Source organism: Streptomyces sp. DvalAA-14 (assembly GCF_900091855.1).
Classification (GTDB): domain Bacteria; phylum Actinomycetota; class Actinomycetes; order Streptomycetales; family Streptomycetaceae; genus Actinacidiphila.
Window position 1 is genome coordinate 1 of record NZ_FMCH01000185.1, and the last position, 22,999, is coordinate 22,999.

General features: G+C 72.6%; 21 protein-coding genes. 13 read left to right on the top strand and 8 right to left on the bottom strand.

Going from position 1 to position 22,999, the window contains the following annotated elements; translation table 11 throughout:
• Nucleotides 1–19: 19 nt before the first annotated feature.
• A complete protein-coding gene (locus GA0115240_RS09090; protein WP_093736146.1) occupies nt 20–1,000 on the bottom strand; it encodes an aldo/keto reductase in 981 nt (326 codons plus the stop codon).
• 166 nt (nt 1,001–1,166) lie between these two features.
• Here GA0115240_RS09090 and GA0115240_RS09095 point away from each other — a divergent pair, with 166 nt between their 5' ends.
• On the top strand, nt 1,167–2,216 hold the full coding sequence (locus tag GA0115240_RS09095; RefSeq protein ID WP_093736147.1) for an LLM class F420-dependent oxidoreductase: 1,050 nt from the start codon (nt 1,167–1,169) through the stop codon (nt 2,214–2,216).
• An 89-nt stretch (nt 2,217–2,305) separates the two neighbouring features.
• Here GA0115240_RS09095 and GA0115240_RS09100 read toward each other — a convergent pair whose 3' ends face one another.
• Nucleotides 2,306–2,935, bottom strand: a complete 630-nt coding sequence (locus GA0115240_RS09100; protein WP_256069627.1) for a hypothetical protein — start codon at nt 2,933–2,935, stop codon at nt 2,306–2,308.
• Nucleotides 2,936–3,121: 186 nt separating this feature from the next.
• Between GA0115240_RS09100 and GA0115240_RS09105 the strand changes: the two genes are divergently transcribed.
• The 4 genes from GA0115240_RS09105 (at nt 3,122) to mshC (ending at nt 6,667) form a co-directional block, all read left to right on the top strand.
• Nucleotides 3,122–3,826 carry a histidine phosphatase family protein gene (locus GA0115240_RS09105; RefSeq protein WP_093736148.1) on the top strand — a complete coding sequence of 235 codons (705 nt, stop codon included), beginning with the start codon at nt 3,122–3,124 and terminating at the stop codon, nt 3,824–3,826.
• Between the two features lie 77 nt (nt 3,827–3,903).
• Nucleotides 3,904–4,494 (top strand): DUF3090 domain-containing protein, encoded by a 591-nt coding sequence (locus tag GA0115240_RS09110; RefSeq protein WP_093736149.1) that lies wholly within the window; start codon nt 3,904–3,906, stop codon nt 4,492–4,494.
• Nucleotides 4,458–5,342, top strand: a complete 885-nt coding sequence (locus tag GA0115240_RS09115; protein ID WP_093736150.1) for an SCO1664 family protein — start codon at nt 4,458–4,460, stop codon at nt 5,340–5,342. Before GA0115240_RS09110 ends, GA0115240_RS09115 begins: the two co-directional genes overlap by 37 nt.
• A gap of 95 nt (nt 5,343–5,437) precedes the next feature.
• Nucleotides 5,438–6,667 (top strand): cysteine--1-D-myo-inosityl 2-amino-2-deoxy-alpha-D-glucopyranoside ligase, encoded by a 1,230-nt coding sequence (gene mshC / locus GA0115240_RS09120; RefSeq protein ID WP_093736151.1) that lies wholly within the window; start codon nt 5,438–5,440, stop codon nt 6,665–6,667.
• A gap of 48 nt (nt 6,668–6,715) precedes the next feature.
• On the opposite strand, the gene GA0115240_RS09125 is transcribed toward mshC, so the two are convergent.
• On the bottom strand, nt 6,716–7,849 hold the full coding sequence (locus tag GA0115240_RS09125) for a PAC2 family protein (RefSeq protein ID WP_093736152.1): 1,134 nt from the start codon (nt 7,847–7,849) through the stop codon (nt 6,716–6,718).
• A 486-nt stretch (nt 7,850–8,335) separates the two neighbouring features.
• Here GA0115240_RS09125 and GA0115240_RS09130 point away from each other — a divergent pair, with 486 nt between their 5' ends.
• The 7 genes from GA0115240_RS09130 (at nt 8,336) to GA0115240_RS09160 (ending at nt 16,132) form a co-directional block, all read left to right on the top strand.
• A complete protein-coding gene (locus tag GA0115240_RS09130) occupies nt 8,336–9,652 on the top strand; it encodes an L-fuconate dehydratase (RefSeq protein ID WP_093736153.1) in 1,317 nt (438 codons plus the stop codon).
• Nucleotides 9,649–10,467, top strand: coding sequence for an SDR family NAD(P)-dependent oxidoreductase (locus tag GA0115240_RS09135; RefSeq protein WP_093736154.1), 819 nt, complete (start codon nt 9,649–9,651; stop codon nt 10,465–10,467). The genes GA0115240_RS09130 and GA0115240_RS09135 overlap by 4 nt, the downstream gene beginning before the upstream one ends.
• Nucleotides 10,468–10,577: 110 nt before the next feature.
• The gene (locus GA0115240_RS09140; protein WP_093736155.1) at nt 10,578–11,615 is read left to right on the top strand and encodes a sugar ABC transporter substrate-binding protein; all 1,038 of its coding nucleotides are present in this window, start codon (nt 10,578–10,580) and stop codon (nt 11,613–11,615) included.
• Nucleotides 11,616–11,618: 3 nt separating this feature from the next.
• Nucleotides 11,619–13,145 (top strand): sugar ABC transporter ATP-binding protein, encoded by a 1,527-nt coding sequence (locus GA0115240_RS09145; protein ID WP_093736156.1) that lies wholly within the window; start codon nt 11,619–11,621, stop codon nt 13,143–13,145.
• Nucleotides 13,142–14,179 carry an ABC transporter permease gene (locus GA0115240_RS09150; RefSeq protein ID WP_093736157.1) on the top strand — a complete coding sequence of 346 codons (1,038 nt, stop codon included), beginning with the start codon at nt 13,142–13,144 and terminating at the stop codon, nt 14,177–14,179. Before GA0115240_RS09145 ends, GA0115240_RS09150 begins: the two co-directional genes overlap by 4 nt.
• A gap of 82 nt (nt 14,180–14,261) precedes the next feature.
• A complete protein-coding gene (locus GA0115240_RS09155) occupies nt 14,262–15,287 on the top strand; it encodes an aldo/keto reductase (RefSeq protein ID WP_093736158.1) in 1,026 nt (341 codons plus the stop codon).
• 2 nt (nt 15,288–15,289) lie between these two features.
• The gene (locus tag GA0115240_RS09160; protein ID WP_093736159.1) at nt 15,290–16,132 is read left to right on the top strand and encodes an amidohydrolase family protein; all 843 of its coding nucleotides are present in this window, start codon (nt 15,290–15,292) and stop codon (nt 16,130–16,132) included.
• A 67-nt stretch (nt 16,133–16,199) separates the two neighbouring features.
• Here the strand turns inward: GA0115240_RS09160 and GA0115240_RS09165 are convergent, their stop codons facing one another.
• Nucleotides 16,200–16,871 (bottom strand): FadR/GntR family transcriptional regulator, encoded by a 672-nt coding sequence (locus GA0115240_RS09165; protein WP_093736160.1) that lies wholly within the window; start codon nt 16,869–16,871, stop codon nt 16,200–16,202.
• A gap of 231 nt (nt 16,872–17,102) precedes the next feature.
• Between GA0115240_RS09165 and GA0115240_RS09170 the strand changes: the two genes are divergently transcribed.
• Nucleotides 17,103–17,864: a hypothetical protein gene (locus tag GA0115240_RS09170; RefSeq protein ID WP_141708785.1), complete on the top strand. Its 762-nt coding sequence runs from the start codon at nt 17,103–17,105 to the stop codon at nt 17,862–17,864.
• A 29-nt stretch (nt 17,865–17,893) separates the two neighbouring features.
• On the opposite strand, the gene GA0115240_RS09175 is transcribed toward GA0115240_RS09170, so the two are convergent.
• From GA0115240_RS09175 to GA0115240_RS09190, 4 genes are all read right to left on the bottom strand, one after another.
• Nucleotides 17,894–19,504, bottom strand: a complete 1,611-nt coding sequence (locus GA0115240_RS09175; RefSeq protein WP_093736162.1) for a glycerol-3-phosphate dehydrogenase/oxidase — start codon at nt 19,502–19,504, stop codon at nt 17,894–17,896.
• A gap of 7 nt (nt 19,505–19,511) precedes the next feature.
• A complete protein-coding gene (glpK, locus tag GA0115240_RS09180; RefSeq protein ID WP_093736163.1) occupies nt 19,512–21,065 on the bottom strand; it encodes a glycerol kinase GlpK in 1,554 nt (517 codons plus the stop codon).
• 80 nt (nt 21,066–21,145) lie between these two features.
• Nucleotides 21,146–21,934 carry an MIP/aquaporin family protein gene (locus GA0115240_RS09185; protein ID WP_093736164.1) on the bottom strand — a complete coding sequence of 263 codons (789 nt, stop codon included), beginning with the start codon at nt 21,932–21,934 and terminating at the stop codon, nt 21,146–21,148.
• 147 nt (nt 21,935–22,081) lie between these two features.
• The gene (locus GA0115240_RS09190) at nt 22,082–22,846 is read right to left on the bottom strand and encodes an IclR family transcriptional regulator (protein WP_093736187.1); all 765 of its coding nucleotides are present in this window, start codon (nt 22,844–22,846) and stop codon (nt 22,082–22,084) included.
• Nucleotides 22,847–22,999 lie beyond the last annotated feature (153 nt).

Consider the following 22,999-nt stretch of genomic DNA (forward strand, 5'->3'; position numbering starts at 1 on the left):
GGAGCGGCGCGACCGCGACTCAGAGCGTGCTCCAGTCGTGGTCGGGGTAGCGGTGCAAAGGCGCCGAGACATCGTCCAGCGCCAGGCAGATCTCTTCCGGAAGCGTAAGGGTCTCCACCGACAGCGCCTGGGTGAGCTGCGCGGCGTTGCGGGCGCCGAGCACCGGGGCGGCGACACCGGGGCGGTCGCGGACCCAGGCGAGGGCGACATGCAGCGGGGACACGGCCAGGCCGTCCGCCGCTATGGCCAGCGCGTCCACGATCAGCCGGGCCGTCTCGTCCAGATAGGGGGCCACGAATCCGGCCATGTCGGCGGAGCCGCCCCGGGAGTCGGGCGGGGTGCTGAGCCGGTACTTCCCGGTGAGCACCCCGCGGCCGAGCGGTGAGGAGGGCAGCAGCCCCACGCCGAGGTCCAGCGCGGCCGGCAGCACCTCGCGTTCGACCCCGCGCTGCAGCAGGGAGTACTCCATCTGGGTGCTGGCCAGCGGAGTCCGGCCGGGGGCGGCGAGCTGCCAGGCGGCGGCCTTGGCCAGCTGCCAGCCGCAGAAGTTCGACACACCCACGTAGCGGGCCCGGCCGGAGCTGACGGCGATGTCCAGGGCCTGGAGGGTCTCCTCCAGCGGCGTGCCGGGGTCGTAGGCGTGCACCTGCCACAGGTCGACGTAGTCGGTGCCGAGGCGCTGGAGGGAGGCGTCCAGCGCGGACAGCAGGTGCCCGCGCGAGGTGTTGAACCTCCGGTACGGGTCGGGCACGCTGCCGGCCTTGGTGGCGATCACCAGGTCGGCCCGCGGCACCAGGTCCTCCAGCAGCCGCCCGAGGAGGTACTCGGCGCCCCCGTCGGCGTACACGTCGGCCGTGTCGATCAGGGTGCCGCCGGCGTCCCAGAACGCCTTCAGCTGATCGGCGGCGTCGCGTTCGCCGGTGTTGCGCCCCCAGGTGAGCGTGCCGAGCCCCAGCCGGGACACGCGCAACCCGGTGCGGCCGAGGTGCCTTTGCTCCATGGACGCTGAGGCTAGCGCCCGCACGCCCGGAATGGGCAGCAGTGACGTACCCGACAGGCACCCGGGCCGCGTCAGGGCGCTACAGTCCGTGGGGACAAGGACGTTACTCACCAGTACATCACCACGGCCGCACGGGTACGTCGGTGAACGGGCAAAGGGGAGCGGTATGCGGCTCGGGATCAACCTCGGCTACTGGGGCGCCGGCATGGACGCGGACAACCTCGCCGTCGCGCAGGAGGCGGACCGGCTCGGCTACACGGTCTGCTGGGCCGCGGAGGCCTACGGATCCGACGCCCCCACCGTGCTCTCCTGGGTCGCCGCGCACACCGAGCGGATCGACGTCGGCTCGGCGATCTTCCAGATCCCGGCGCGCACCCCGGCGATGACCGCGATGACCGCCGCGACCCTGGACTCGCTGTCCGGCGGCCGGTTCCGGCTGGGCCTGGGCGTCTCCGGTCCGCAGGTGTCCGAGGGCTGGTACGGCGTCAGGTTCGACAAGCCGCTGGCCCGGACCCGCGAATACGTCGAGATCGTCCGCAAGGCGCTGAGCCGGGAGCGGCTCAGCTACGACGGCGAGCACTGGACGCTGCCGCTGCCCGGCGGACCCGGCAAGCCGATCAAGCTGACCGTGCACCCGCAGCGCGAGCAGATCCCGCTCTACATCGCCGCGATCGGCCCGAAGAACCTGGAGCAGACCGGCGAGATCGCCGACGGCGCGCTGCTGCTCTTCCCGTCCGCCGCCCAGCTGGAGGAGACCGCGCTGCGCCACCTGCGGGCCGGCCGGGTGAAGGCCGGCCTGACGATGGACGGCTTCGACGTCAGCCCGACGCTGCCGCTGGCCGTGGGCGACGACGTGGCCGCGCTCGCCGACGTCTTCCGCCCCTACACCGCGCTCTACGTCGGCGGCATGGGCAGCCGCAAGCAGAACTTCTACAACCGGCTCGCGGCGCGGATGGGCTACGAGCAGCAGGCCGCGGAGATCCAGGACAAGTACCTGTCCGGCGACAAGCAGGGCGCGGCTGCCGCGGTGCCGCAGGAACTCATCGACTCCACCAGCCTGCTGGGCCCGGTGGCCCGGATCGCGGACCGGATGGCGGAGTACGCGGCGGCCGGCGTGGACACCCTCAACCTGAGCCCGGCCGGCTTCACGCTGGACGAGCGCCTGGCGGGACTGCGGGCCGGTGTCGAGGCGCTGGAGCGCGCGGGCCTGGCCTGAGCCGCCCCGTGGGCCCGGCCTGCGGCTGCCCCGCAGCAGGCCGCGGCCCGGCGGGGACCACGGGCCGGGATTCCCGCCCGGCGCGGCCGTCAGCCCGGCACCAACCGCCCGAGCAGGCGGCCGAACGCGATGAGCCGCGCTATCTGGCCGGCTCCGCCGTCGTCCAGCGACTTGCTGAAGCGGAAGGTCTCCGGCCGGAACTTCGCCGACGTCACCGGCAGCGGGCCCTCCGGATCGGCGGCCACCGCGGTCAGTTCGTGCGGCATCGCGGTGGCCAGCACCAGATAGACGCCGCGGTCGACCCGCCGGCCCGCCTCGTCCCGCCCGACCAGGGTGCGCATCCCGAGATGGCCGATCGACCGCAGCGGCAGCACCTGCACCGACGAGTCCAGTACGGTCCCGCCCGGCGCCTTGTCGTCGGCCAGCTCCTCGCTGTGCCAGAGCACCAGCCGCCGGCCGTCGCAGACCGCCGCCTCCTGCCAGACCGAGGCCCCGGCCTCGGTGAGGTCCACCACCCGCTCCAGGGTGAAACCCCGCACCCGGCGGCGCCCGAGCACCCCCTCGATCGCGTCCAGCGCGACATCCGCGTGCAGGAAGTAGGCGCTGGCCGCGTCCGCCAGGCGGCCGTAGGGAGACCAGTCCGCCCCGGCGGTCCCCGATCCGCCGGCGGCCCGCGGACGGCTCCTCGTCGCCTTGCTGAACATCTCCACCCGCTTCACGCCGCCGATTCCCCGGGTCCGTGACGACCCCCTGCTGCACCCTACCCAGGGCTTCGGCCAGCGAGGAGTGCGCGGGGGACGGCGGATCGCGGAATTCCACGGCCGTGGTGGGGGCTCGGGGGTCTTCCCCGCCACGGCCGTCCCCCAGCACAACGGACCTGGCCGGGAAGGGTTACGGTGGCGGGCATGCCCACCCTGATCCTTGTCCGGCACGGCCGTTCGACCGCCAACGCCGACGGCGTTCTGGCCGGGTGGAGTCCGGGTGTGAGCCTGGACGACACCGGCCGGGCCCAGGCCGCCGCGCTCGCCGGCCGGCTCGCCGCCCTCCCGCTGGCCGCCGTGGTCAGCAGTCCGCTGCAGCGCTGCCGGGAGACGGTGCAGCCGCTGCTCGACACCCGGCCGGAGCTGCCCCAGCACACCGACGACCGGGTCGGCGAGTGCCACTACGGCGACTGGACCGGACGCAAACTGAGCGAGCTGGCCGACGAGCCGCTGTGGAGCACGGTCCAGCGCCATCCGTCGGCCGCCGTCTTCCCCGGCGAGCAGGGCGAGTCGCTGCGGGCCATGCAGGCCCGCGCGGTCGAGGCCGTCCGGGACTGGAACGAGCGGATCGAGGCCGAGCACGGCCCCGACGCGCTGTACCTGGTCTGCTCGCACGGCGACATCATCAAGTCGCTGGCCGCCGACGCCCTCGGCATGCACCTCGACCTCTTCCAGCGGATCAGCACCGATCCCTGCTCGGTCACCGCGATCCGCTACACCCCGCACCGCCCCTTCCTGCTGCGGCTCGGCGACACCGGCGACCTCACCGGCCTCGTCCCGCCGCCCCGCCCGCAGACGGGGGAGAGCGCGGACGACGCCGTGGTCGGAGGGTCCACCGGCACCCCGTGATCAGCTTCCGCAGTAGGGTGGGGGACCGGCAGCACAACCGCTGAAAAGCGCATTCGGACGAGCAAACGGAGCAAGGCGTGCCCCGTCAGGTCTTCTTCTACGAACATCCCGACCGTTTCGTGGCCGGGACCGTCGGCCAACCCGGTCAGCGGACGTTCTTCCTGCAGGCCACCGCCGCCGGCCGCACCACCAGCGTCGCCCTGGAGAAGACCCAGGTGGCCGCGCTCGCCGAGCGGATCGACGAGCTGCTGGACGAGGTGGTGCGCCGCACCGGCGGCAGCGCCCCCGTGCCCGCCGTCGCTCCCGCCGAGCTCGCCGACTCCGCGCCCCTCGAAGTGCCGGTCGACGAGGAGTTCCGCGTCGGCACCATGGCACTGGCCTGGGACGGCGCCCACGAGCGGATGGTCATCGAGGCGCAGGCGCTGGTCGAGCTGGCCGGCGACGACGAGGACGACCTGGAGACGGCCGAGGAGGAACTCCTCCAGGACGACGAGAACGGCCCGCCGCTGCTGCGGGTGCTGCTCTCCGGCGCCCAGGCGCGTTCCTTCGCCAAACGGGCGCTGGACGTGGTGTCCGCGGGCCGGCCGCCCTGCCCGCTGTGCAGCCTCCCCCTGGACCCGGAAGGACACGTATGCCCGCGTCAGAACGGGTACCGGAGGTCGGCCTGAACGCCGGCGGGCCCGATGACTCCCCGGCCGTCGATCCGGCCGTGACCGAGGCCCTCGTCCACGGCGAGCTGACCGTCAAGGGCCGGGTGCAGGGCGCCTCCAACGCGGTGCTGTACTGCGAGAGCGCCCTCCCGGGGCGTACGGTCGCCTGCGTCTACAAGCCCGTCACCGGCGAGCGCCCGCTGTGGGACTTCCCCGACGGCACGCTGGCCGAGCGGGAGGTCGCCGCCTACCTGGTCTCCGAGGCCACCGGCTGGGGCCTGGTCCCGCCCACCGTGCTGCGCGAGGGCCCGTACGGCCTGGGCATGGTCCAGCGCTGGATCGAACTGCCCGCCGAGGAGCAGGAGTCGGCCGAGACCGGAAGCGGGCAGCCGCAGTTGCTGGCGCTGACCGAGGACCCCGAGCCCGCCCCCGGCTGGAAGGCGGTGGTGGAGGCCGAGCTGGACGGCGGCCGGACCGCGCTGCTGGTGCACGCCGACGACATACGCCTGCGCCGGATCGCGGTGCTCGACGCGGTGATCAACAACGCCGACCGCAAAGGCGGCCACCTGCTGCCCGCCGCCGACGGCCGGATCTACGGCATCGACCACGGAGTGACCTTCCACACGGACGACAAGCTGCGCACCCTGCTGTGGGGATGGGCCGGCGAACCCCTGCCGGCCGAGGCGGTGACCGTGCTGGACAAGCTCGCCGCCGAGCTGGCCGGCGCGCTCGGCGAGCGGCTCGCGACCCTGCTGACCACGGCGGAGACCGCCGCGCTGCGGGCAAGGGTGCACCGGCTGCGGGAGGCCGGCGTGCACCCGGAGCCCAGCGGCGAATGGCCCTCGATCCCCTGGCCGCCGGTCTGACCTGCGGAGCCGTCGGGCGCCGGGTACGGCGGCGGCCCGGACCGCGCGGCACGCCCGGTCGTTTTGACGGTGAGCTGCCCGGTTAATCTCAAGACATGCATGCCTGGCCAGCTTCCGACGTCCCCGCCCTTCCCGGCACGGGACGCGTCCTCCGTCTCCACGACACCTCGACCGGCGGTCCGGTGACCATCGACCCCGGTCCCGTCGCGCGCCTCTACGTCTGCGGGATCACCCCCTACGACGCGACCCACCTGGGGCACGCGGCCACGTACAACGCGTTCGACCTCGTGCAGCGCGTATGGCTCGACACGAAGCGCCAGGTCCAGTACGTGCAGAACGTGACGGATGTCGACGACCCGCTGCTGGAGCGGGCCGCGGCCACCGGGGTGGAATGGACCGAGCTCGCCGAGCGCGAGACGGCCCTGTTCCGGGAGGACATGACCGCGCTGCGGCTGCTGCCGCCCGCCCACTACATCGGCGTGGTCGAGGCCATACCGGCGATCGTGCCGCTGATCGAGCGGCTGCGGGAGGCCGGCGCCGCCTATGAACTCGACGGCGACACCTACTTCTCGGTGGAGTCCGACCCGGACTTCGGCAAGGTCTCCCGGCTCGACGCGGCTTCGATGCGGCTGCTGTCCGCCGAGCGCGGCGGCGACCCGGAGCGCTCCGGCAAGAAGAACCCGCTGGACCCGATCCTGTGGCTGGCCGCGCGCCCCGGCGAGCCCAGCTGGGACGGCGACTCGCTCGGCCGCGGGCGGCCCGGCTGGCACATCGAGTGCGTGGCCATCGCCCTGGAGCACCTCGGCATGGGCTTCGACGTCCAGGGCGGCGGCTCCGACCTGGCCTTCCCGCACCACGAGATGGGCGCCTCGCACGCCCAGGTGCTCACCGGCGAGTACCCCTACGCCCAGGCGTATGTGCACGCCGGGATGGTCGCCCTGAACGGCGAGAAGATGTCGAAGTCCAAGGGCAATCTGGTCTTCGTCTCCGCGCTGCGCCGGGCCGGCGTGGATCCGGCGGCGATCAGGCTGGCGCTGCTCGACCACCACTACCGGGCGGACTGGGAGTGGACCGACGCGGTGCTGGACGAGGCGGTCCAGCGGCTGGCCCGCTGGCGGGCCGCGGTCTCCCGGCCGGACGGGCCACCGGCCGACGCGCTGGTGGAGGAGATCCGCGAGGCGCTCGCCGACGACCTGGACGCGCCGCGGGCGCTGGCCGCGGTGGACCGCTGGGCGGTCGCTCAGCAGGCGGACGGCGGCACGGACACCGGCGCGCCGGGTCTGGCCTCGCGCGCGGTGGACGCGCTGCTCGGCGTGGCGCTGTGAGCTGACCGGTGCTTCCGCGGACGCCCCGGCGGGGCGTCCGCGAAGCTGTCACGCCTCGGCGCCGTCGTCACCCGGTCCTGGGTCGGAGTCGGCGCCCGGACCGGGATCCTCGCCGGAGCCGGAGCCGGAGCCGGAGCCGGAGCCGGAGCCGGAGCCGGAGCCGGAGCCGGAGCCGGGGGTCGTGCGGGGGCCGGGGCCCGGTCCCGAGCCGGAGTCCGGCAGGTCCCGGCCGTCGTCCGGTACCTCCCGCTCGTCACCGCTGTCCTCCCGCGCCTGCTGGGCGCGGTCCCGGAACTGCGGTACGCCGTCGCCGCCTTCGCTGGCGTAGCTGCCGCCGGCCTGCGGGTCCCGCCGGCGCAGATACCGTTCGAACTCCTTGGCGATCGCCTCGCCGGACGCCTCGGGCAGCTCCACGGTGTCCCGGGCCTCCTCCAGCGTCTGCACGTACTCGGCGACCTCGCTGTCCTCGGCGGCCAGCTGGTCCACGCCGACCTGCCAGGCCCGGGCGTCCTCCGGCAGCTCGCCCTGCGGGATGCGCAGGTCCAGCAGGTCCTCCAGCCGGTTCAGCAGCGCCAGGGTGGCCTTGGGGTTCGGCGGCTGCGAGACGTAGTGCGGCACCGCCGCCCACAGGCTCACCGCCGGGATGCCGGCGTGCGTGCAGGCCTCCTGGAGGATGCCGACGATGCCGGTGGGCCCCTCGTAGCGGGACTCGTCCAGGCTGAGCGCGGCGGCCAGGTCCGGGTCCGAGGTGACCCCGGTGACCGGGACCGGCCGGGTGTGCGGGGTGTCGCCGAGCAGCGCGCCGAGCACCACGACCATCTCGACGCCCAGCTCGTGCGCGAAGCCCAGGATCTCGTTGCAGAACGAACGCCAGCGCATGCTGGGCTCGATACCGCGGACCAGGACCAGGTCGCGCGGCTTGGGCGAGGAGATACGGACCACGGACAGCCGGGTCGTCGGCCAGATGATCTTGCGGACTCCGGCGTCCATCCACACGGTGGGCCGGTTGACCTGGAAGTCGTAGTAGTCCTCCGCGTCGAGCGCGGCGAAGACCTCGCCCTTGAACTCCCGGTCCATATGGCCGACCGCGGTGGACGCGGCGTCCCCGGCGTCGTTCCAGCCCTCGAACGCGGCCACCATGACCGGGTCGATCAGCTCGGGTACTCCCTCGAGCTCGATCACCCAGCGCCTCCTTCCGGCCGGAGGGGGGCGGTGCCGTCCCCTGCCGGCTGCTGTTCCTTCACGTGCGGCACCAGCCTACGGCTACCGGGGGTCACGGTGCGCCCCAGCCGGACCGGCAGGCCGCCCGGTCGGCGTCGGCGGCGCAGACGGCGGCCTACCGAGCCACCCCGGTCCGCCGGGCGGCACAGCGCGGTGGAGCGACGCGGTGGGCGGCGCGGGGGCGTAGGCCATCACGGCGATCCGGTCGGTCCGCGCCGCGGCCCGGCCGTTCCGCCGCGCCGACGACCGCCCCCACCGACAGCACGCTCCCCGCTGTCACCGCAGGTCGCAGCCGTTGCAGACACTGGCCGAGTCCCACCCCGCGGCATAGCGAGACATCCGATCTGTAATCCACAAAATTCTGACTTCCCCCTGGACGGATGGCAGCCTTCGCCGCTATACATCGGATCATCGAAAAAAGTCCGATGTCTCGCGACGGGAGTGTGCATGAGTCCGACCATTACCGAGGTCGACGTCTACGACATCCGCTTTCCGACCTCGGAGCAGCTCGACGGCTCGGACGCCATGAACCCCGACCCCGACTACTCCGCCGCCTATGTCGTGCTCCGTACCGACGCGCCCGGCGGCCTGGCGGGGTACGGACTGTGCTTCACGATCGGCCGCGGCAACGACGTCGTCGCCGCCGCGATCCGAACACTCCGACCCTATGTGGTCGGGCGCCCGGTGGACAGCGTCATCGGCGACCTGGGCGCCTTCTACCGCCTGCTCACCCATGACTCCCAACTGCGCTGGCTCGGCCCGGAGAAGGGCGTCATGCACATGGCCGCCGGTGCGGTGGTCAACGCGGCCTGGGACCTGGCCGCCCGTCAGGCCGGCCAGCCGGTCTGGGAGCTGCTCGCGGCGCTGACCCCGGAGCAGATCGTCGACCTGGTGGACTTCCGCTACCTCAGCGACGCCCTCACCCGCGACGAGGCGCTGGAGATCCTGCGCCGGGCCGAACCCGGCCGCGCCGAGCGCGCCGCGCTGCTGCGCCGCGAGGGCTACCCGGCCTACACCACGGAACCCGGCTGGCTCGGCTACTCCGACGAGAAGCTGACCCGGCTCGCCAAGGAGGCGGTGGCGGCCGGCTTCAACCAGATCAAGCTCAAGGTCGGCGCCGACCTGGACGACGACCTGCGGCGGATGCGGCTGGCCCGCGAGGCGGTCGGCCCGGACATCCGGATCGCGGTCGACGCCAACCAGCGCTGGGACGTGGCCGAGGCGATCGCCTGGATGAGCGCGCTCGCCCCGCACGATCCCTACTGGATCGAGGAGCCCACCAGCCCCGACGACGTCCTGGCGCACGCCGCGATCCGCGCCGGGCAGCCGGTCCCGGTCGCCACCGGCGAACACATCGCCAACCGCGTGGTGTTCAAGCAGCTGCTGCAGGCCGGCGCGGTGGACTTCGTGCAGATCGACGCGGCCCGGGTGGCCGGCGTCAACGAGAACATCGCGATCCTGCTGCTCGCCGCCAAGTTCGGGGTGCCGGTCTGCCCGCACGCCGGCGGGGTGGGCCTGTGCGAACTGGTCCAGCACCTGTCGATGTTCGACTACGTGGCCGTCTCCGGCCGCCTGGACGACCGCATCATCGAGTACGTTCCCCACCTGCACGAGCACTTCACCGATCCGGCGGTCGTGGAGAACGGCCGGTACAAGGCCCCCGACGCCCCCGGCTTCTCCGCCCGTATGGTCCCCGACACGCTCACCGACTACCGCTACCCCGACGGGCCCGTCTGGACCGCCCGACAGGAGCTCACCCGATGACGACCACCCCCGGCGCTCCCGGCGCCGCCCAGCAGCCCCAGCACGCCCAGGACTTCGCCGGGCTCACCGCCCTGGTCACCGGCGGCGCCTCCGGGATCGGCGCGGCCACCGCCGCGCTGCTCACCGCCCGCGGCGCCCGTGTCGCCGTACTCGACCGCGACCCGTCCGGCGCCCCGAAGGGCACCGTGCCGGTGCTCGCCGACGTCACCTCGGACGAGGCCGTACGGGCCGGCGTCGGGGAGGCCGTCCGCCAACTCGGCGGGCTGCACATCCTGGTGAGCAACGCCGGGATCGGGGCCATCGGCACTGTCGAGGACAACGCCGACGACGAGTGGCAGCGCGTGCTCGACATCAACGTGCTCGGCATGGTCCGCGCCGCCAGGGCGGCCCTGCCGCACCTGCGCGAGGCCGCCGCCGCCCGCCCCGGCACCGCCTCCATCACCCACACCTGCTCCATCGCCGCCACCGCGGGGCTGCCGCAGCGCGCGCTGTACAGCGCCAGCAAGGGCGCGGTCCTCGCGCTCACCCTGGCGATGGCCGCGGACCACGTCCGCGAGGGTGTCCGGGTCAACTGTGTCAACCCCGGCACCGCCGACACCCCCTGGATCGGCCGGCTGCTCGATCAGGCCGACGACCCGGCCGCCGAGCGAGCGGCCCTGGGCGCCCGCCAGCCGATGGGCCGGCTGGTCACCGCCGACGAAGTGGCCGCCGCCATCGTCTATCTCGCCTCCCCCGCCGCGTCGAGCGTGACCGGAACCGCGCTCGCCGTCGACGGCGGTATGCAAGGGCTCCGCCTGCGACCCGCAGCAGGCTGACCCGGCACGCACCACCGCTCCACCAGTACCGCAGTTCGGCATCACAGCGCATCGCAGCACCGAAACCACCCGTATCGCCGATATTCAACTTGGAAGGGCAGGACTCGACGATGAGACTGCGCACGACGACCGTGGCCGCCTGTGCCGCTCTGCTCGCGGTCACCGCGCTCGCGGGCTGCAACAGAGGAAGCGACAGCAAGGCCGGCACCTCCGGCAAGGTCGGCATCGACCTGCCCCGTGCGGACAGCGACTTCTGGAACTCCTACAACGGCTACATAGAAAAGGGCGTCAAGGCCGGCGACGTGTCGGCCCTGCCCCGCACCAACTCGCAGAACGACATCGGCAAGCTCGTCGCCAACGTGCAGAGCTTCGCCAACGAGGGCGCCAAGGCGATCATCATGGCGCCGCAGGACACCGGCGCCATCGCCTCCACCCTCGACCAGATGGCCAAGAAGAAGATCCCGGTCATCAGCGTCGACACCCGTCCGGACAAGGGGCAGGTGTACATGGTGGTCCGCGCCGACAACAAGGCGTACGGCGAGAAGGCCTGCGAATACCTGGGCGCCCAGCTCAAGGGCAAGGGCAAGGTGGCCGAGTTCGAGGGCGACCTGTCCTCCATCAACGGCCGCGACCGCTCAGAGGCGTTCGCGTCCTGCATGAAGACCAAGTTCCCGGCCATCAAGGTGATCCCGCTCGTCACCAACTGGGACGGCGCCACCGCGTCGGCCAAGCTGCAGACCACGCTCGCCTCGGACCCGGACCTCAACGGCCTCTACATGCAGGCCGGCGGCGTCTTCCTGCAGCCCACCCTGGCGCTGCTCCAGCAGAAGCACCTGCTCAAGCCGCCCGGCACGCCCGGCCACATCACCATCATCTCCAACGACGGCATCCCGGAGGAGTTCAAGGCGATCAAGGCCGGGCAGATCGACGCCACCATCTCCCAGCCCGCCGACCTCTACGCCAAGTACGCGCTGTACTACGCCAAGGAGGCGCTGGCCGGCAAGAAGTTCTCGCCCGGTCCGACCGACCACGACTCGAACATCATCGCCATCCCCAACGGCCTGGAGGACCAGCTGCCCGCGCCGCTGGTGACCAAGGCGAACGTGGACGACCCCAACCTGTGGGCCAACCAGCTCGGGAAGAGCTGACCCATGGAACAGGCCGTACCGCCCGCCGCGGTCCACGCGGAGGGCATCGTCAAACGGTTCGGGGCCACCGTGGCCCTGGACCGGGTGGGCATCACCGTCGCGGCCGGCGACTCGCACGCGCTCGTCGGCCGCAACGGCGCCGGAAAGTCCACCCTGGTCTCGGTACTGACCGGGCTGCAGACGCCCGACGCCGGCCGGGTCTCCTTCCTGGGGGAGCCCGCGCCGGCGCCCGGCGACACCGCCGCCTGGCAGTCCAAGGTGGCCTGCGTCTACCAGAAGTCGATGGTGGTGCCCGATCTGACCGTCGCGGAGAACCTGTTCCTGAACCGGTTCGAGCGCGGCCGGATCCGCTGGTCCGCGCTGCGCGCGCGGGCCAGCGACCTGCTCGCCGAGTACGGGGTCGATGTCGACCCCAACGCGCGGGCCGGTGATCTCACCGTCGAACAGGGGCAGTTCGTGGAGATCGCGCGGGCGCTGTCCTTCGGGGCCCGCTTCATCATCCTCGACGAGCCCACCGCCCAGCTCGACGCGGCCGGCATCGACCGGCTGTTCACCAAGCTGCGCGACCTCCAGCGGCAGGGCGTGGCGTTCCTGTTCATCTCGCACCACCTGCAGGAGGTCTACGACCTGTGCACCACCGTCACGGTCTACCGTGACGCACGCCATGTGGTGACCGCGCCCGTCGCCGAACTCGGCAAGGACGCGCTGGTGGAGGCCATGACCGGTGAGGCGGCGCAGGGCGAGGCGGCCTGGCACGCCAAGGGCGCCGCACCGCAGGACACCGAGGCCGTGCTGCGGGCCGAGGGTCTGGCCCTGGACGGCGCCTTCGACACCATCGACTTCGCGGTCGAATCCGGCGAGGTGCTGGGCCTGGCCGGGGCCACCGCGAGCGGCAACACCGCGCTCGGCGAGACCCTGGTGGGGCTGCGCAGGCCCACCGGCGGCCGGACCGTGGTGGCCGGGAAGCCGGTGCGGCCGGGCAGCGTCCCGCACGCGCTGGGCGCCGGCATCGGCTACGTCCCCGAGGACCGGCACCGGCAGGGCCTGGTGCTCGGCCGCAGCGTCGCCGAGAATGCCACCTTGTCGGTGACCGATCAGCTCGGCCCGTACGGCACCGTCCTGCCGTCGCGGACCCGGGCGTTCGCCGAACGGATGATCAGCTCGCTGGACATCAAGACCTCGGGGCCCGCGCAGCCGGTCGCCGACCTGTCCGGCGGCAATCAGCAAAAGGTCGTCATCGCCCGCGCGCTGGCCCGCGAGCCGCGGGTACTGGTGGCCATCCGGCCCACCGCGGGCGTGGACGTGAAGTCCAAGGACGCGCTGCTCGGCGTGGTCAGGGGCGTCGCCGACCGCGGGGACGCGGCCGTCATCGTCTCCGACGAACTGGACGACCTGCGGGTCTGCGACCGGGTGATCGCGCTGTTCCACGGACGGGTGATCGCCGAGTTCGGCAGCGGATGGAGCGACCGGGACCTGGTCTCGGCGATGGAAGGGCTGCCCGCGGGCGGCGACGAGGGAGCCGAGGAATGACCGACACCAGCCAACTGACCGCCGACGCGGCGGCACCTGAAAAGACCGGGCGGGCGGTGCCGCGCCTGCAACTCACCCGCTACCGGGACCTGTCCCTGCTCCCGGTGATCCTGCTGCTGGGCGTCATCGGCTTCATCGTGTCGCCGACCTTCCTGACGTCCGACAACCTCATCGGCGTCCTCCAGCAGTGCAGCGAGCTGAGCCTGCTGGTCCTCGGCGAGGCCATGATCCTGATAACCGGCCGGATGGACCTGTCGCTGGAGTCCACCATCGGTGTGGCCCCGGTGATCGCGATGTGGCTGGTGATGCCGCGCACCGGCTCGGCCACCTACCACGGCATCGGACTGATGCCCGGCTGGACCTCGATCCCGCTGTGCCTGCTGGCGGGCCTGCTGATCGGCGGCTTCAACGGCTTCCTGATCCTGAAACTGAGAGTGAACGGCTTCATCGCCACTCTCGGCATGCTGACCATGCTCCGGGGGCTGCAGGACGGCATCTCCCAGGGCAAGTCCATCGTCGAGGTGCCCAAGTCCTTCTCCTACCTGGGCGGCGCGTCCTGGATCGGCGCTCCGGCGGCGGTCTGGATCTGCCTGCTGCTGTTCGTGATCGGCGGCCTGGCCCTGGGATACCTGCGGCACGGCCGGGCGCTCTACGCGATCGGCGGCAACAAGGAGGCGGCCCGCGCGGCCGGTATCCGGGTGGACCTCATCACCTGGGCCGTCCTCGGCATCGCCTCGCTGCTGGCCGCCTTCGCCGGTGTGCTCTACGTCGGCCACTACGGGGCCGTCTCCTCCACCCAGGGCAACGGCTGGATCTTCCAGGTCTTCGCCGCCACCGTGATCGGCGGCGTCAGCCTCAACGGCGGCCGGGGCACCCTGTTCGGCGCCCTGACCGGCGTGGTCGCGCTCCAACTCGTGGTCAACGTCACCACGCTCGGCGGAGTCCCGCCGCTGTGGGACAAGTTCCTCTACGGTGCGATCATCATCGTCGCGCTGATCATCTCCCGCTTCGCCAGCGGCGAGAAACAGGACTGACCGGCCCGCAGAGCAGCACAGCACAGCACCAAGAGCAGTACCGAGCCGTACCGTACGAAACGCACAAGGAGAGCGACTGCCCATGCCCGTTCCGGCACTGCCCAGGCTCGGCCTCGGCTGCGCTCCACTGGCCAACCTCTACCGCGCCATCACCGACGAGGAGGCCGAGGCCACCGTGGCGGCCGCGTTCGACGCGGGCGCCACCTACCTCGACACCGCGCCGCACTACGGCCTCGGCCGCTCCGAGGAGCGGCTGGGCCGGGCGCTGGCCGGCCGCGACCGCTCCTCCTACGTGCTGTCGACCAAGGCCGGCCGGCGGCTGCGCGACCTCGGGCCGGGCGAGACGGCGGACGGGCAGGGCTTCACCGACACCCCCGCCCGGGCCCGGGTGTGGGACTTCTCCGCCGACGGCATCCGCGCCACGCTCGAAGGGTCGCTGCGGCGGCTCGGCGTGGATGCCGTCGACATCGTCTATCTGCACGACGTCGAGGACCACCTGCGGGAGGTCTACGCCTGCGGTTTCCCGGCGCTGGCCGAACTGCGCGACCAGGGCGTCGTCAAGGCCATCGGCTTCGGCATGAACTTCAGCGGGGCGATGGCCAAACTGGTCGCCGACCTCGATGTCGACGTGGTGCTCTGCGCCGGCCGCTGGACGCTGCTGGAGCGCACCGCGCTGGACGACCTGCTGCCCGAGTGCGAGCGCCGCGGCACCCAGGTGGTGGTCGGCGGCGTCTACAACTCCGGCCTGCTGGCCGACCCCAGGCCCGGGGCCCACTACAACTACGTCGCCGCGCCGGAGGACTTGCTGCGCCGGGCGCTCGACATGGCCCAGGTCTGCGCCGAGTACGGGGTGCCGCTGCGGGCCGCCGCGCTGCGCTTCCCGTTCGCCCACCCCGCGGTGGTCTCCGCGGTGGTCGGCGCGGCCGGCCCGGACGAGATGCGGGACAATGCGGCCATGTTCGACTACGACATTCCCGACGACCTGTGGCACGCCCTGGTCGAGCGCGGGCTGCTGGACGACGACGTACCGCTGCCCCTGGGCACCACCGTGGCCCGCAACGCGGCCGCCAACGCCGCCCTGACCACCGACCGGAACGCCGGGGAGTGACCATGCGCATCGACGCCCACCACCATCTGTGGGACCTCGGCCGGCGACCGCAGCCGTGGCTCACCGGGGAGGCGCTCGACCCGATCAACCGCACGTTCGAGGCGGCCGAACTCGAACCGCTGCTCGACGCGCACGGCATCGACGCGACCGTGGTCGTCCAGTCCAGCTCCTCGCTGGACGAGACCCGCGAACTGCTGGCCGGCGCGGCCGAATCCGGCAGCCCGGTGGCCGGCGTCGTCGGCTGGGCGGACATCGCGGACCCCGCACTGCCCGAGGTGCTGGCCTCGTTGGCCGCGGCCGGCCCGCTGGTGGGGATACGCCACCAGGTGCAGGACGAGTCCGACGTGTGGTGGCTGGGCCGCCCGGAGATACGCCAGGGGCTGCGCGAGATCGCCGCGGCCGGGCTGGTCTACGACCTGCTGGTGACCCCGCGCGAGATGACCGCGGCCGTGGCGACCGTACAGGCCCTGCCCGAGCTGGAGTTCGTGCTCGACCACGGCGGGAAGCCGCCGATCGCCGCCGACCAGTGGGAGCCGTGGGCCGGCCAGCTGGCCGCGCTCGCCGCGCTGCCCAATGTCAGCTGCAAGCTGTCCGGCCTGATCACCGAGGCGGACTGGGACAGCTGGCGCCCGCAGGACGTCCTGCCGTACGCCCGCCACCTGCTGGACGCCTTCGGGCCCGAGCGGGTGCTGTTCGGCTCCGACTGGCCGGTGTGCACGCTCGCCGGGCGCTACGCGGATGTGTACGCCCTCGCCGAGCAGGCCGTGGCCGCGCTGGACCCGGCCGGACGGGACGCGGTCCTGGGCGGCAACGCGGCCCGCGTCTACGGCCTGAACCAGCTCTGACGCCGCCCGCGCGACCCTCCACGCCCCGGCCGGGCCGGCCGGGGCCCGCGTGGGGGCCGGGGCCGGGCTAGAGCGTCGAGCGCAGCCATTGCTCGACGCTGGCCACGTGCACGGTCGCCCAGGAGCGGGCCGCCTCCGCGTCGCGGTCGCGCAGCGCGGTCAGGATCGCGCGGTGCTCGTACAGGGTGCGGCTGACCGCGTCCTCCTGGGTGAGGCCCCGCCACACCCGGGCCCGGGTGGTCGGACCGGACAGCCCGTCGAGCAGTGAGCAGAGCACCGAATTGCCCGAGCTCTGCACGATGCCCCGGTGGAACTCCAGGTCGGAGGCGACCAGTTCCTCCACCAGCGGCTCCGCGCCGAGCGCGTCCAGCTTGCCCTCCAGCACGTCCAGGTCCTCGATCGGGATGCGCAGCGCGGCCATCGCAGTGGCGGCCGGCTCCAGGATGCGGCGCACCGCGAGGAACTCCAGCACCGTGTCGTCGCGGTGGAAGTCCACCACGAAGCTCAGTGCCTCCAGCAGCAGTTGCGGATCGAGGCTGGTGACGTAGGTGCCGTCGCCCTGGCGCACGTCGAGGATGCGGATCAGCGACAAGGCGCGCACCGCCTCGCGCAGCGAGTTGCGCGACAGGCCCAGCTCGGCCGCCAGTTCGCTCTCCTTCGGCAGCCGGTCGCCGGGCCGGAGCGCCCCCGAGACGATCATCTCCTTGATCTTCTCGATGGCCTCGTCGGTGACCGCCATCTGCGCCCTCCCCTTGCTCCGGTCGTGCGGCTCGCCGGCCCGCGACGTACTCAGGTCCCGCGGTGCCGCCAGACCTCCGATGTCTTGCCTTCATTATGGGCCAGATACCGGGTCGCGCCCAACAGTCCGGAAAACCCGGCCCGGCCGGCCGCGCGCCCGCCCGTCCGGTCGAAAGGGCCCGCGGCCTCGACGGAGCCGGCCCACCCCCCGGCGGGATCCATACTGGTGCGCGTGATCCAGCACCGACTCATCGCCCGGGTACGGGAGATCTGCCGCGCCGACGACCGGCTGGACGCGGCCTTGATGTACGGCTCCTTCGCCGCGGGGGAGGGCGATGTGCACAGCGACGTGGAGTTCTGGCTGTTCTTCCGCCCCGAATCGCGCCCCGCGGTGGATCCGGCCGCCTGGTGCGCCGCCGTCGCGCCGGTGAACCTGGTGCTGCGCAACGAGTTCGGCACCCATGTGGCGCTCTTCCCGGGCCCGGTCCGCGGCGAGTTCCACTTCGCCACCAGCGATGAGATCGCCTCGGTGGGCAACTGGCCGGCTCGGGGCGCGGCGGTGGACGCGATGCTGGTGGTGGACCGCGGGGGCCTGCTGCGGCCGGTGCTGGAGAAGCTGCCGGACCGGCCGTCGCTCCCGGCCGGCCCGGCGGAGATCGCCGACCTGTGCGGCCGGTTCGCCAACTGGCTGGTGCTCGCCGCGCACGTCACCGCCCGCGGCGAGCACCTGCGGGCCCGGGACGCGCTCGCGCACGCCACCCGGCACCTGCTGTGGATGGCCCGCCTCGCCGAGGACAGCACCGCGCACTGGCTGACCCCGTCACGGGCCGCGGAGGCGGAACTGCCCGCCCGGACCGTCGCCGCCGTCGCCGAGGGCAGCCCCGCGGCGCTCTGGCGGGAGGGGCGCGCCCACTGGCGCACCCTGCTGGCGCGCGGCGGCCGGCCCGAGCCTGCCGCGCTCTTCGCCGAACTGGACGCCCTCACCGGGAACTGACGCGGGCCGGCCGGGGCAGTGTCCCCGGCTCAGCGGCGCTCGCCCAGCACCCGCGCCACCTCGCCCCGTATCTGCGGGGTGTCCAGGCCGCGGACGGTCAGCGTGGTCCGGCGCCGCAGCACGTCGTCGACCTCCAGGGCCCACTCGTTGTCCCGGGCGTAGACGACCTGTGCCCAGATCTCGGGCGCGTCCGGGTGCACGCGCCGGGCGAGTTCCGGGTCCTCGTTGGCGAGCCGGGCGATGTCGAAGGCCAGCGAGCCGTAGTGGGTGGCCAGGTGGCGCGCGGTGTCCGGGGCCATCAGCGGGCCCGGCGCCGTACCGTCGGCGAGCAGCCGGTGGGCAACCGCCTGCGGGCTGGCGAAACCGGGCAGCGGGGCCTTGCGCGGCAGCTGCGACATCGGCTCCATGTCGGCGCCCAGCGGATGCCCGGGCAGTTCCGCGAGCTTGTTCATCACGGTCCGGCCGATGTGCCGGAAGGTGGTCCACTTGCCGCCGGCCACCGACAGCATCCCGCCGCGCCCCTCGGTGACCACGGTCTCCCGCTTGGCCTTGGCGGTGTCGCCGGGCCCGCCGGGCAGCACCCGCAGACCGGCGAAGGAGTAGGTGATCAGGTCCCGGGACAGCTGCTGGTCGCGCACCGACAAGGCCGCCTCGGACAGGATCTGGCCGATGTCGGAGTCGGTGACCCGCACATCGGCCGGGTCGCCCTCGTACGCCTCGTCGGTCGTGCCGAGCAGCAGCATGTCCTCCCAGGGCAGCGCGAAGGTGATGCGGTACTTGTCGATCGGCGTGGCCAGCGCGGCCTTCCACGGCGCGGTGCGCCGCAGCACCAGGTGCGCGCCCTTGGACAGCCGGATCGAGGGCGCCGCGGCCGGGTCCTCCATCCGCCGCAGGTGGTCCACCCACGGCCCGGTCGCGTTGAGCACCAGCCGGGCGTCCACCCCGAACTCGGTGCCGTCGGCGCGGTCGCGCAGCTCGGCGCCGGTGACCCGGCCGCCGGTGAAGCGCAGCCCGGTGACCTCGGCGTGGTTCAGCACGGTCGCGCCGGCCTCCACCGCGGCCCGTACCGTCATCAGCGCCATCCGGGCGTCGTTCATCTGCCCGTCCTCGTAGACCGCCACCGCCCGCAGCTGCTCGGTGCGCAGTTCGGGCACGTCCCGGGCGGCCCTGGCCGGGGTGATGACGTGGCCGACCCCGTCCCGGAACGCCGACAGCGCCGAGTAGGCGAAGACTCCCGCGCCCAGCTTGGTCGCGCCGTGCGGGCCGCCCTTGTAGACCGGCAGGTAGAAGGTGAGCGGTGCGGCCAGGTGCGGGGCGATGTCCCGCGAGACGGCGCGCCGCTCGACGTGGTTCTCGGCGACCAGCCGCACCGCGCCGGTCTGCAGATAGCGCAGGCCGCCGTGCAGCAGCTTGGACGAGGCCGAGGAGGTGGCGCCGGCGAAATCGCCGGCGTCCACCATGGCCACCCGCAGCCCCGACTGTGCCGCGTGCCAGGCGGTGGTGATGCCGAGGATGCCGCCGCCGATCACCAGCAGGTCGTAGGTGGCATGGCCCAGCAGTTCCCGGGTCTCGGCCCGCCCGGGGTTGGCGCCGGCGGTCGGATGCGTCCCCAGGGCGGGAACGCGCTGCAGCGTGGTCATTTCTTCCTCAGTGCTCCTCTTCGATCCAGCCCATGGTCCGTTCGACGGCCTTGAGCCAGTTGTGGTACTCGCGGTCACGGTCGGCCGCGTCCATCCGGGGGGTCCATTCGGCCGCCCGCTTCCAGTTGGCCCGCAGCGCCTCGACGTCCGGCCAGAAGCCGACCGCGAGACCGGCCGCGTAGGCCGCGCCGAGGCAGGTGGTCTCGGCGACCATCGGCCGCACCACGGGTGCGTCCACGAAGTCGGCGAGCGTCTGCATCAGCAGGTTGTTGGAGGTCATGCCGCCGTCGACCTTCAGCGCGGTCAGCTCGACCCCGGAGTCCTTGGTCATCGCGTCGGAGATCTCCCGGGTCTGCCAGGCGGTCGCCTCCAGCACCGCCCGGGCGATGTGCGCCTTGGTGACATAACGCGTCAGGCCGGCGATCACCCCGCGGGCGTCGTCGCGCCAGTAGGGCGCGAACAGGCCGGAGAAGGCCGGCACGAAGTACGCGCCGCCGTTGTCCGCCACGGACGAGGCGAGCGTCTCGATCTCGGCCGCCGTACTGATCAGTCCCATCTGGTCACGCATCCACTGCACCAGTGAACCCGTGACGGCGATGGATCCTTCCAGGGCGTAGACCGGGGCGTCGTCGCCGATGCGGTAGCCGACGGTGGTGATCAGGCCGTTGTAGGAGTTCACCGGGGTGTCGCCGGTGTTCATCAGCATGAAGGTGCCGGTGCCGTAGGTGGACTTGGCCTCGCCCTTGGCGAAGCAGGTCTGGCCGAACAGCGCCGCCTGCTGGTCGCCGAGCGCGGAGGCCACCGGCACGTCGACCAGCCCGCCGATGCTGGCGGTGCCGTAGACCTCCGAGGAGGACCGGATCTCCGGCAGCACCGCGGCGGGCACCCCGATGGAGTCCAGGATCTTCTGGTCCCAGTCGAGGCTGTGCAGGTTCATCAGCAGGGTGCGGGAGGCGTTGGTGACGTCGGTGACGTGCACCCCGCCGTCGACCCCGCCGGTGAGGTTCCAGATCACCCAGGAGTCCATGGTGCCGAACAGGATGTCGCCGGCCTCGGCGCGCTCGCGCAGGCCCTCGACGTTGTCCAGCAGCCAGCGGACCTTGGGGCCGGCGAAGTACGAGGCCAGCGGCAGCCCGGTCTCGCGGCGGAAGCGGTCCTGGCCGACGTTGCGGCCCAGCTCCCGGCACAGCGCGTCGGTGCGGGTGTCCTGCCAGACCAGCGCGTTGTGCACCGGCTGGCCGGTGTGCCGGTCCCACAGCAGGGTGGTCTCACGCTGATTGGTTATTCCGATCGCCTTGACGTCCGCGGGTGTGAAGCCGGGGACGTCCTGGGCGGCCTTGCGGATCGCGCCGGCCACCACTTCCTGGACGTTGGTCCAGATCTCGGCCGCGTCGTGCTCCACCCAGCCGGGCTTGGGGAAAATCTGTTCGTGCTCCTTCTGGTCGACGGACACGATCCGGCCGTCCCGGTCGAAGACGATGCAGCGGCTGGAGGTGGTGCCCTGGTCGATGGCGGCGATGAACGGGCCGCTGCCGTGCGAGCTGGTGGGGGTGTCGGTCACGTTGTGCTCCTTGCTGCGGGTCGAGATGACGTCCTGGTCCCTGCTGTACGCGCCCCGGGTGAACGCTCGGTGGGAACGTTCTACGTGAAGGCGAGCCGGTACAGGCCGCCGGCGACGGCCGCGCCGACCAGCGGGCCGACCACCGGGATCCAGGCGTAGCCCCAGTCGGAGCCGCCCTTGTTGGGCAGCGGCAGCAGGGCGTGCACGATCCGGGGGCCGAGGTCGCGGGCCGGGTTGATCGCGTAGCCGGTGGGCCCACCGAGCGACAGGCCGATCCCGACCACCACCAGCGCGGTCAGCAGGATGCCGAGGCCGTTGAGCGCCAGGCCCTTGGTCATGCCCTCGGTGAGGATGAACAGCACCAGGACGAAGGTGCCGATGGCCTCGGTCATCAGGTTCTGCACCGGGTTGCGGATCTCGGGACCGGTGGAGAAGACGCCGAGCACCGGCCCGCCGGGCAGCGCCGAGTCCTCGGTGGTCGGGCCCGCCGGGTCGGCGCCCGGGCCGGCCAGCACCTCCGGGTCGGTCAGGTGCGCCTGGAACTGGCCGAGGTAGGCGGCCCACACCAGGAAGGCGCCGATCATCGCGCCGGCCAACTGGCCGATCAGGTAGTAGGGGACGGTGCTCCACTGATCGGTCTTTATGGCCACACCCAAGGTGACCGCCGGGTTGAGCTGGCCACCGGAGTAGCCGTTGGCTATGTAGGCGCCGGCCAGGACGGCGAAGCCCCAGCCGAAGGAGATGGCGACCCAGCCGGCCCCGATGGCCTTGGACCGTTTGAGCGTCACAGCGGCGCAGACGCCGCCGCCGAGCAGGATGAGGACGGCGGTACCGAAGATCTCGCCGATGACGATGTGGCCATTGGACACTGCGACTCCCTTGTCTTCAGTCCATGAGCGGAGACGTCGCCGAGTCCCGTCCGGTGTTCGACATTGTCGACCGCTGACCGAGAGTTTCGTCCTCAGTGGTGAGCAGGTCAAGAGGGGTGTGACTCACGACTCGCGCCGGGGTGGGTTTCAGAACCGCCCGGCGCCCAGATCGCGCGCCACTGCTCGCGCGCAGTCCCGGACCGCCGCCACCAGGCGCGCCCGGATGCCCTCGGGGTCGCAGATCCGCTCGACCGCGCCGGTGATGCCCACCGCGCCCACCGGCATCCGCCGCCGGTCGTAGACGGGCGCCGCCACCGACGCCACGCCGTCCCAGGTCTCCTCCAGGTCGGCGCCCCAGCCGCGGGCCCGGGTCAGGTCGAGCACCGACTCGAAGTCCGCCGGATCGGTGATCGTCCGCTTGGTCAGCACCGGCCGGTCGCCCTCGGTCACCTCGCTGTGCGCCACCGGGTCGAAGGCGGACAGCACCTTGCCCAGCGCGGTGCTGTGCAGCGGGTGCATGGCGCCCACCTCCAGCACCTGGCGGCTGTCGTCGGGCCGGAAGACGTGGTGCACGATCAGTACGCCCCGCTGGTGCAGCACCCCCAGGTAGGCCGCCTCGCCGCTGGACCTGGCCAGGTCGTCGGTCCACACCAGGGCTCGGGCCCGCAGTTCGTGCACGTCCAGGTAGCTGTTGCCGAGCCGGAGCAGCTCGGCGCCCAGCTGGTACTTGCCGGAGGCCGGCTCCTGCTCCACGAAGCCCTCCTGCTGCAGGGTGCGCAGGATGCCGTGCGCGGTGCCCTTGGCCAGGCCCAGCGTGGAGGCCACATCGGACAGGCCCAGCCGGCGCTCGCCGCCGGCCAGCAGCCGGAGGATGGCCGCCGCTCGTTCCAGCGACTGGATGGGACCTGGCATCGCGGGCACTCCAAAACCGTGGGGCAGGCCGGCCGGGCGGATACGGCGGCAGCGGTCAGCGGCCAGCCCGGTCGACATTGTCGAACCTCATCATCGCAGAGGCGCGCCCCACGTCACCCGTCCGCCCTTCGAAATGGCTTCGGGGCCTTCGGC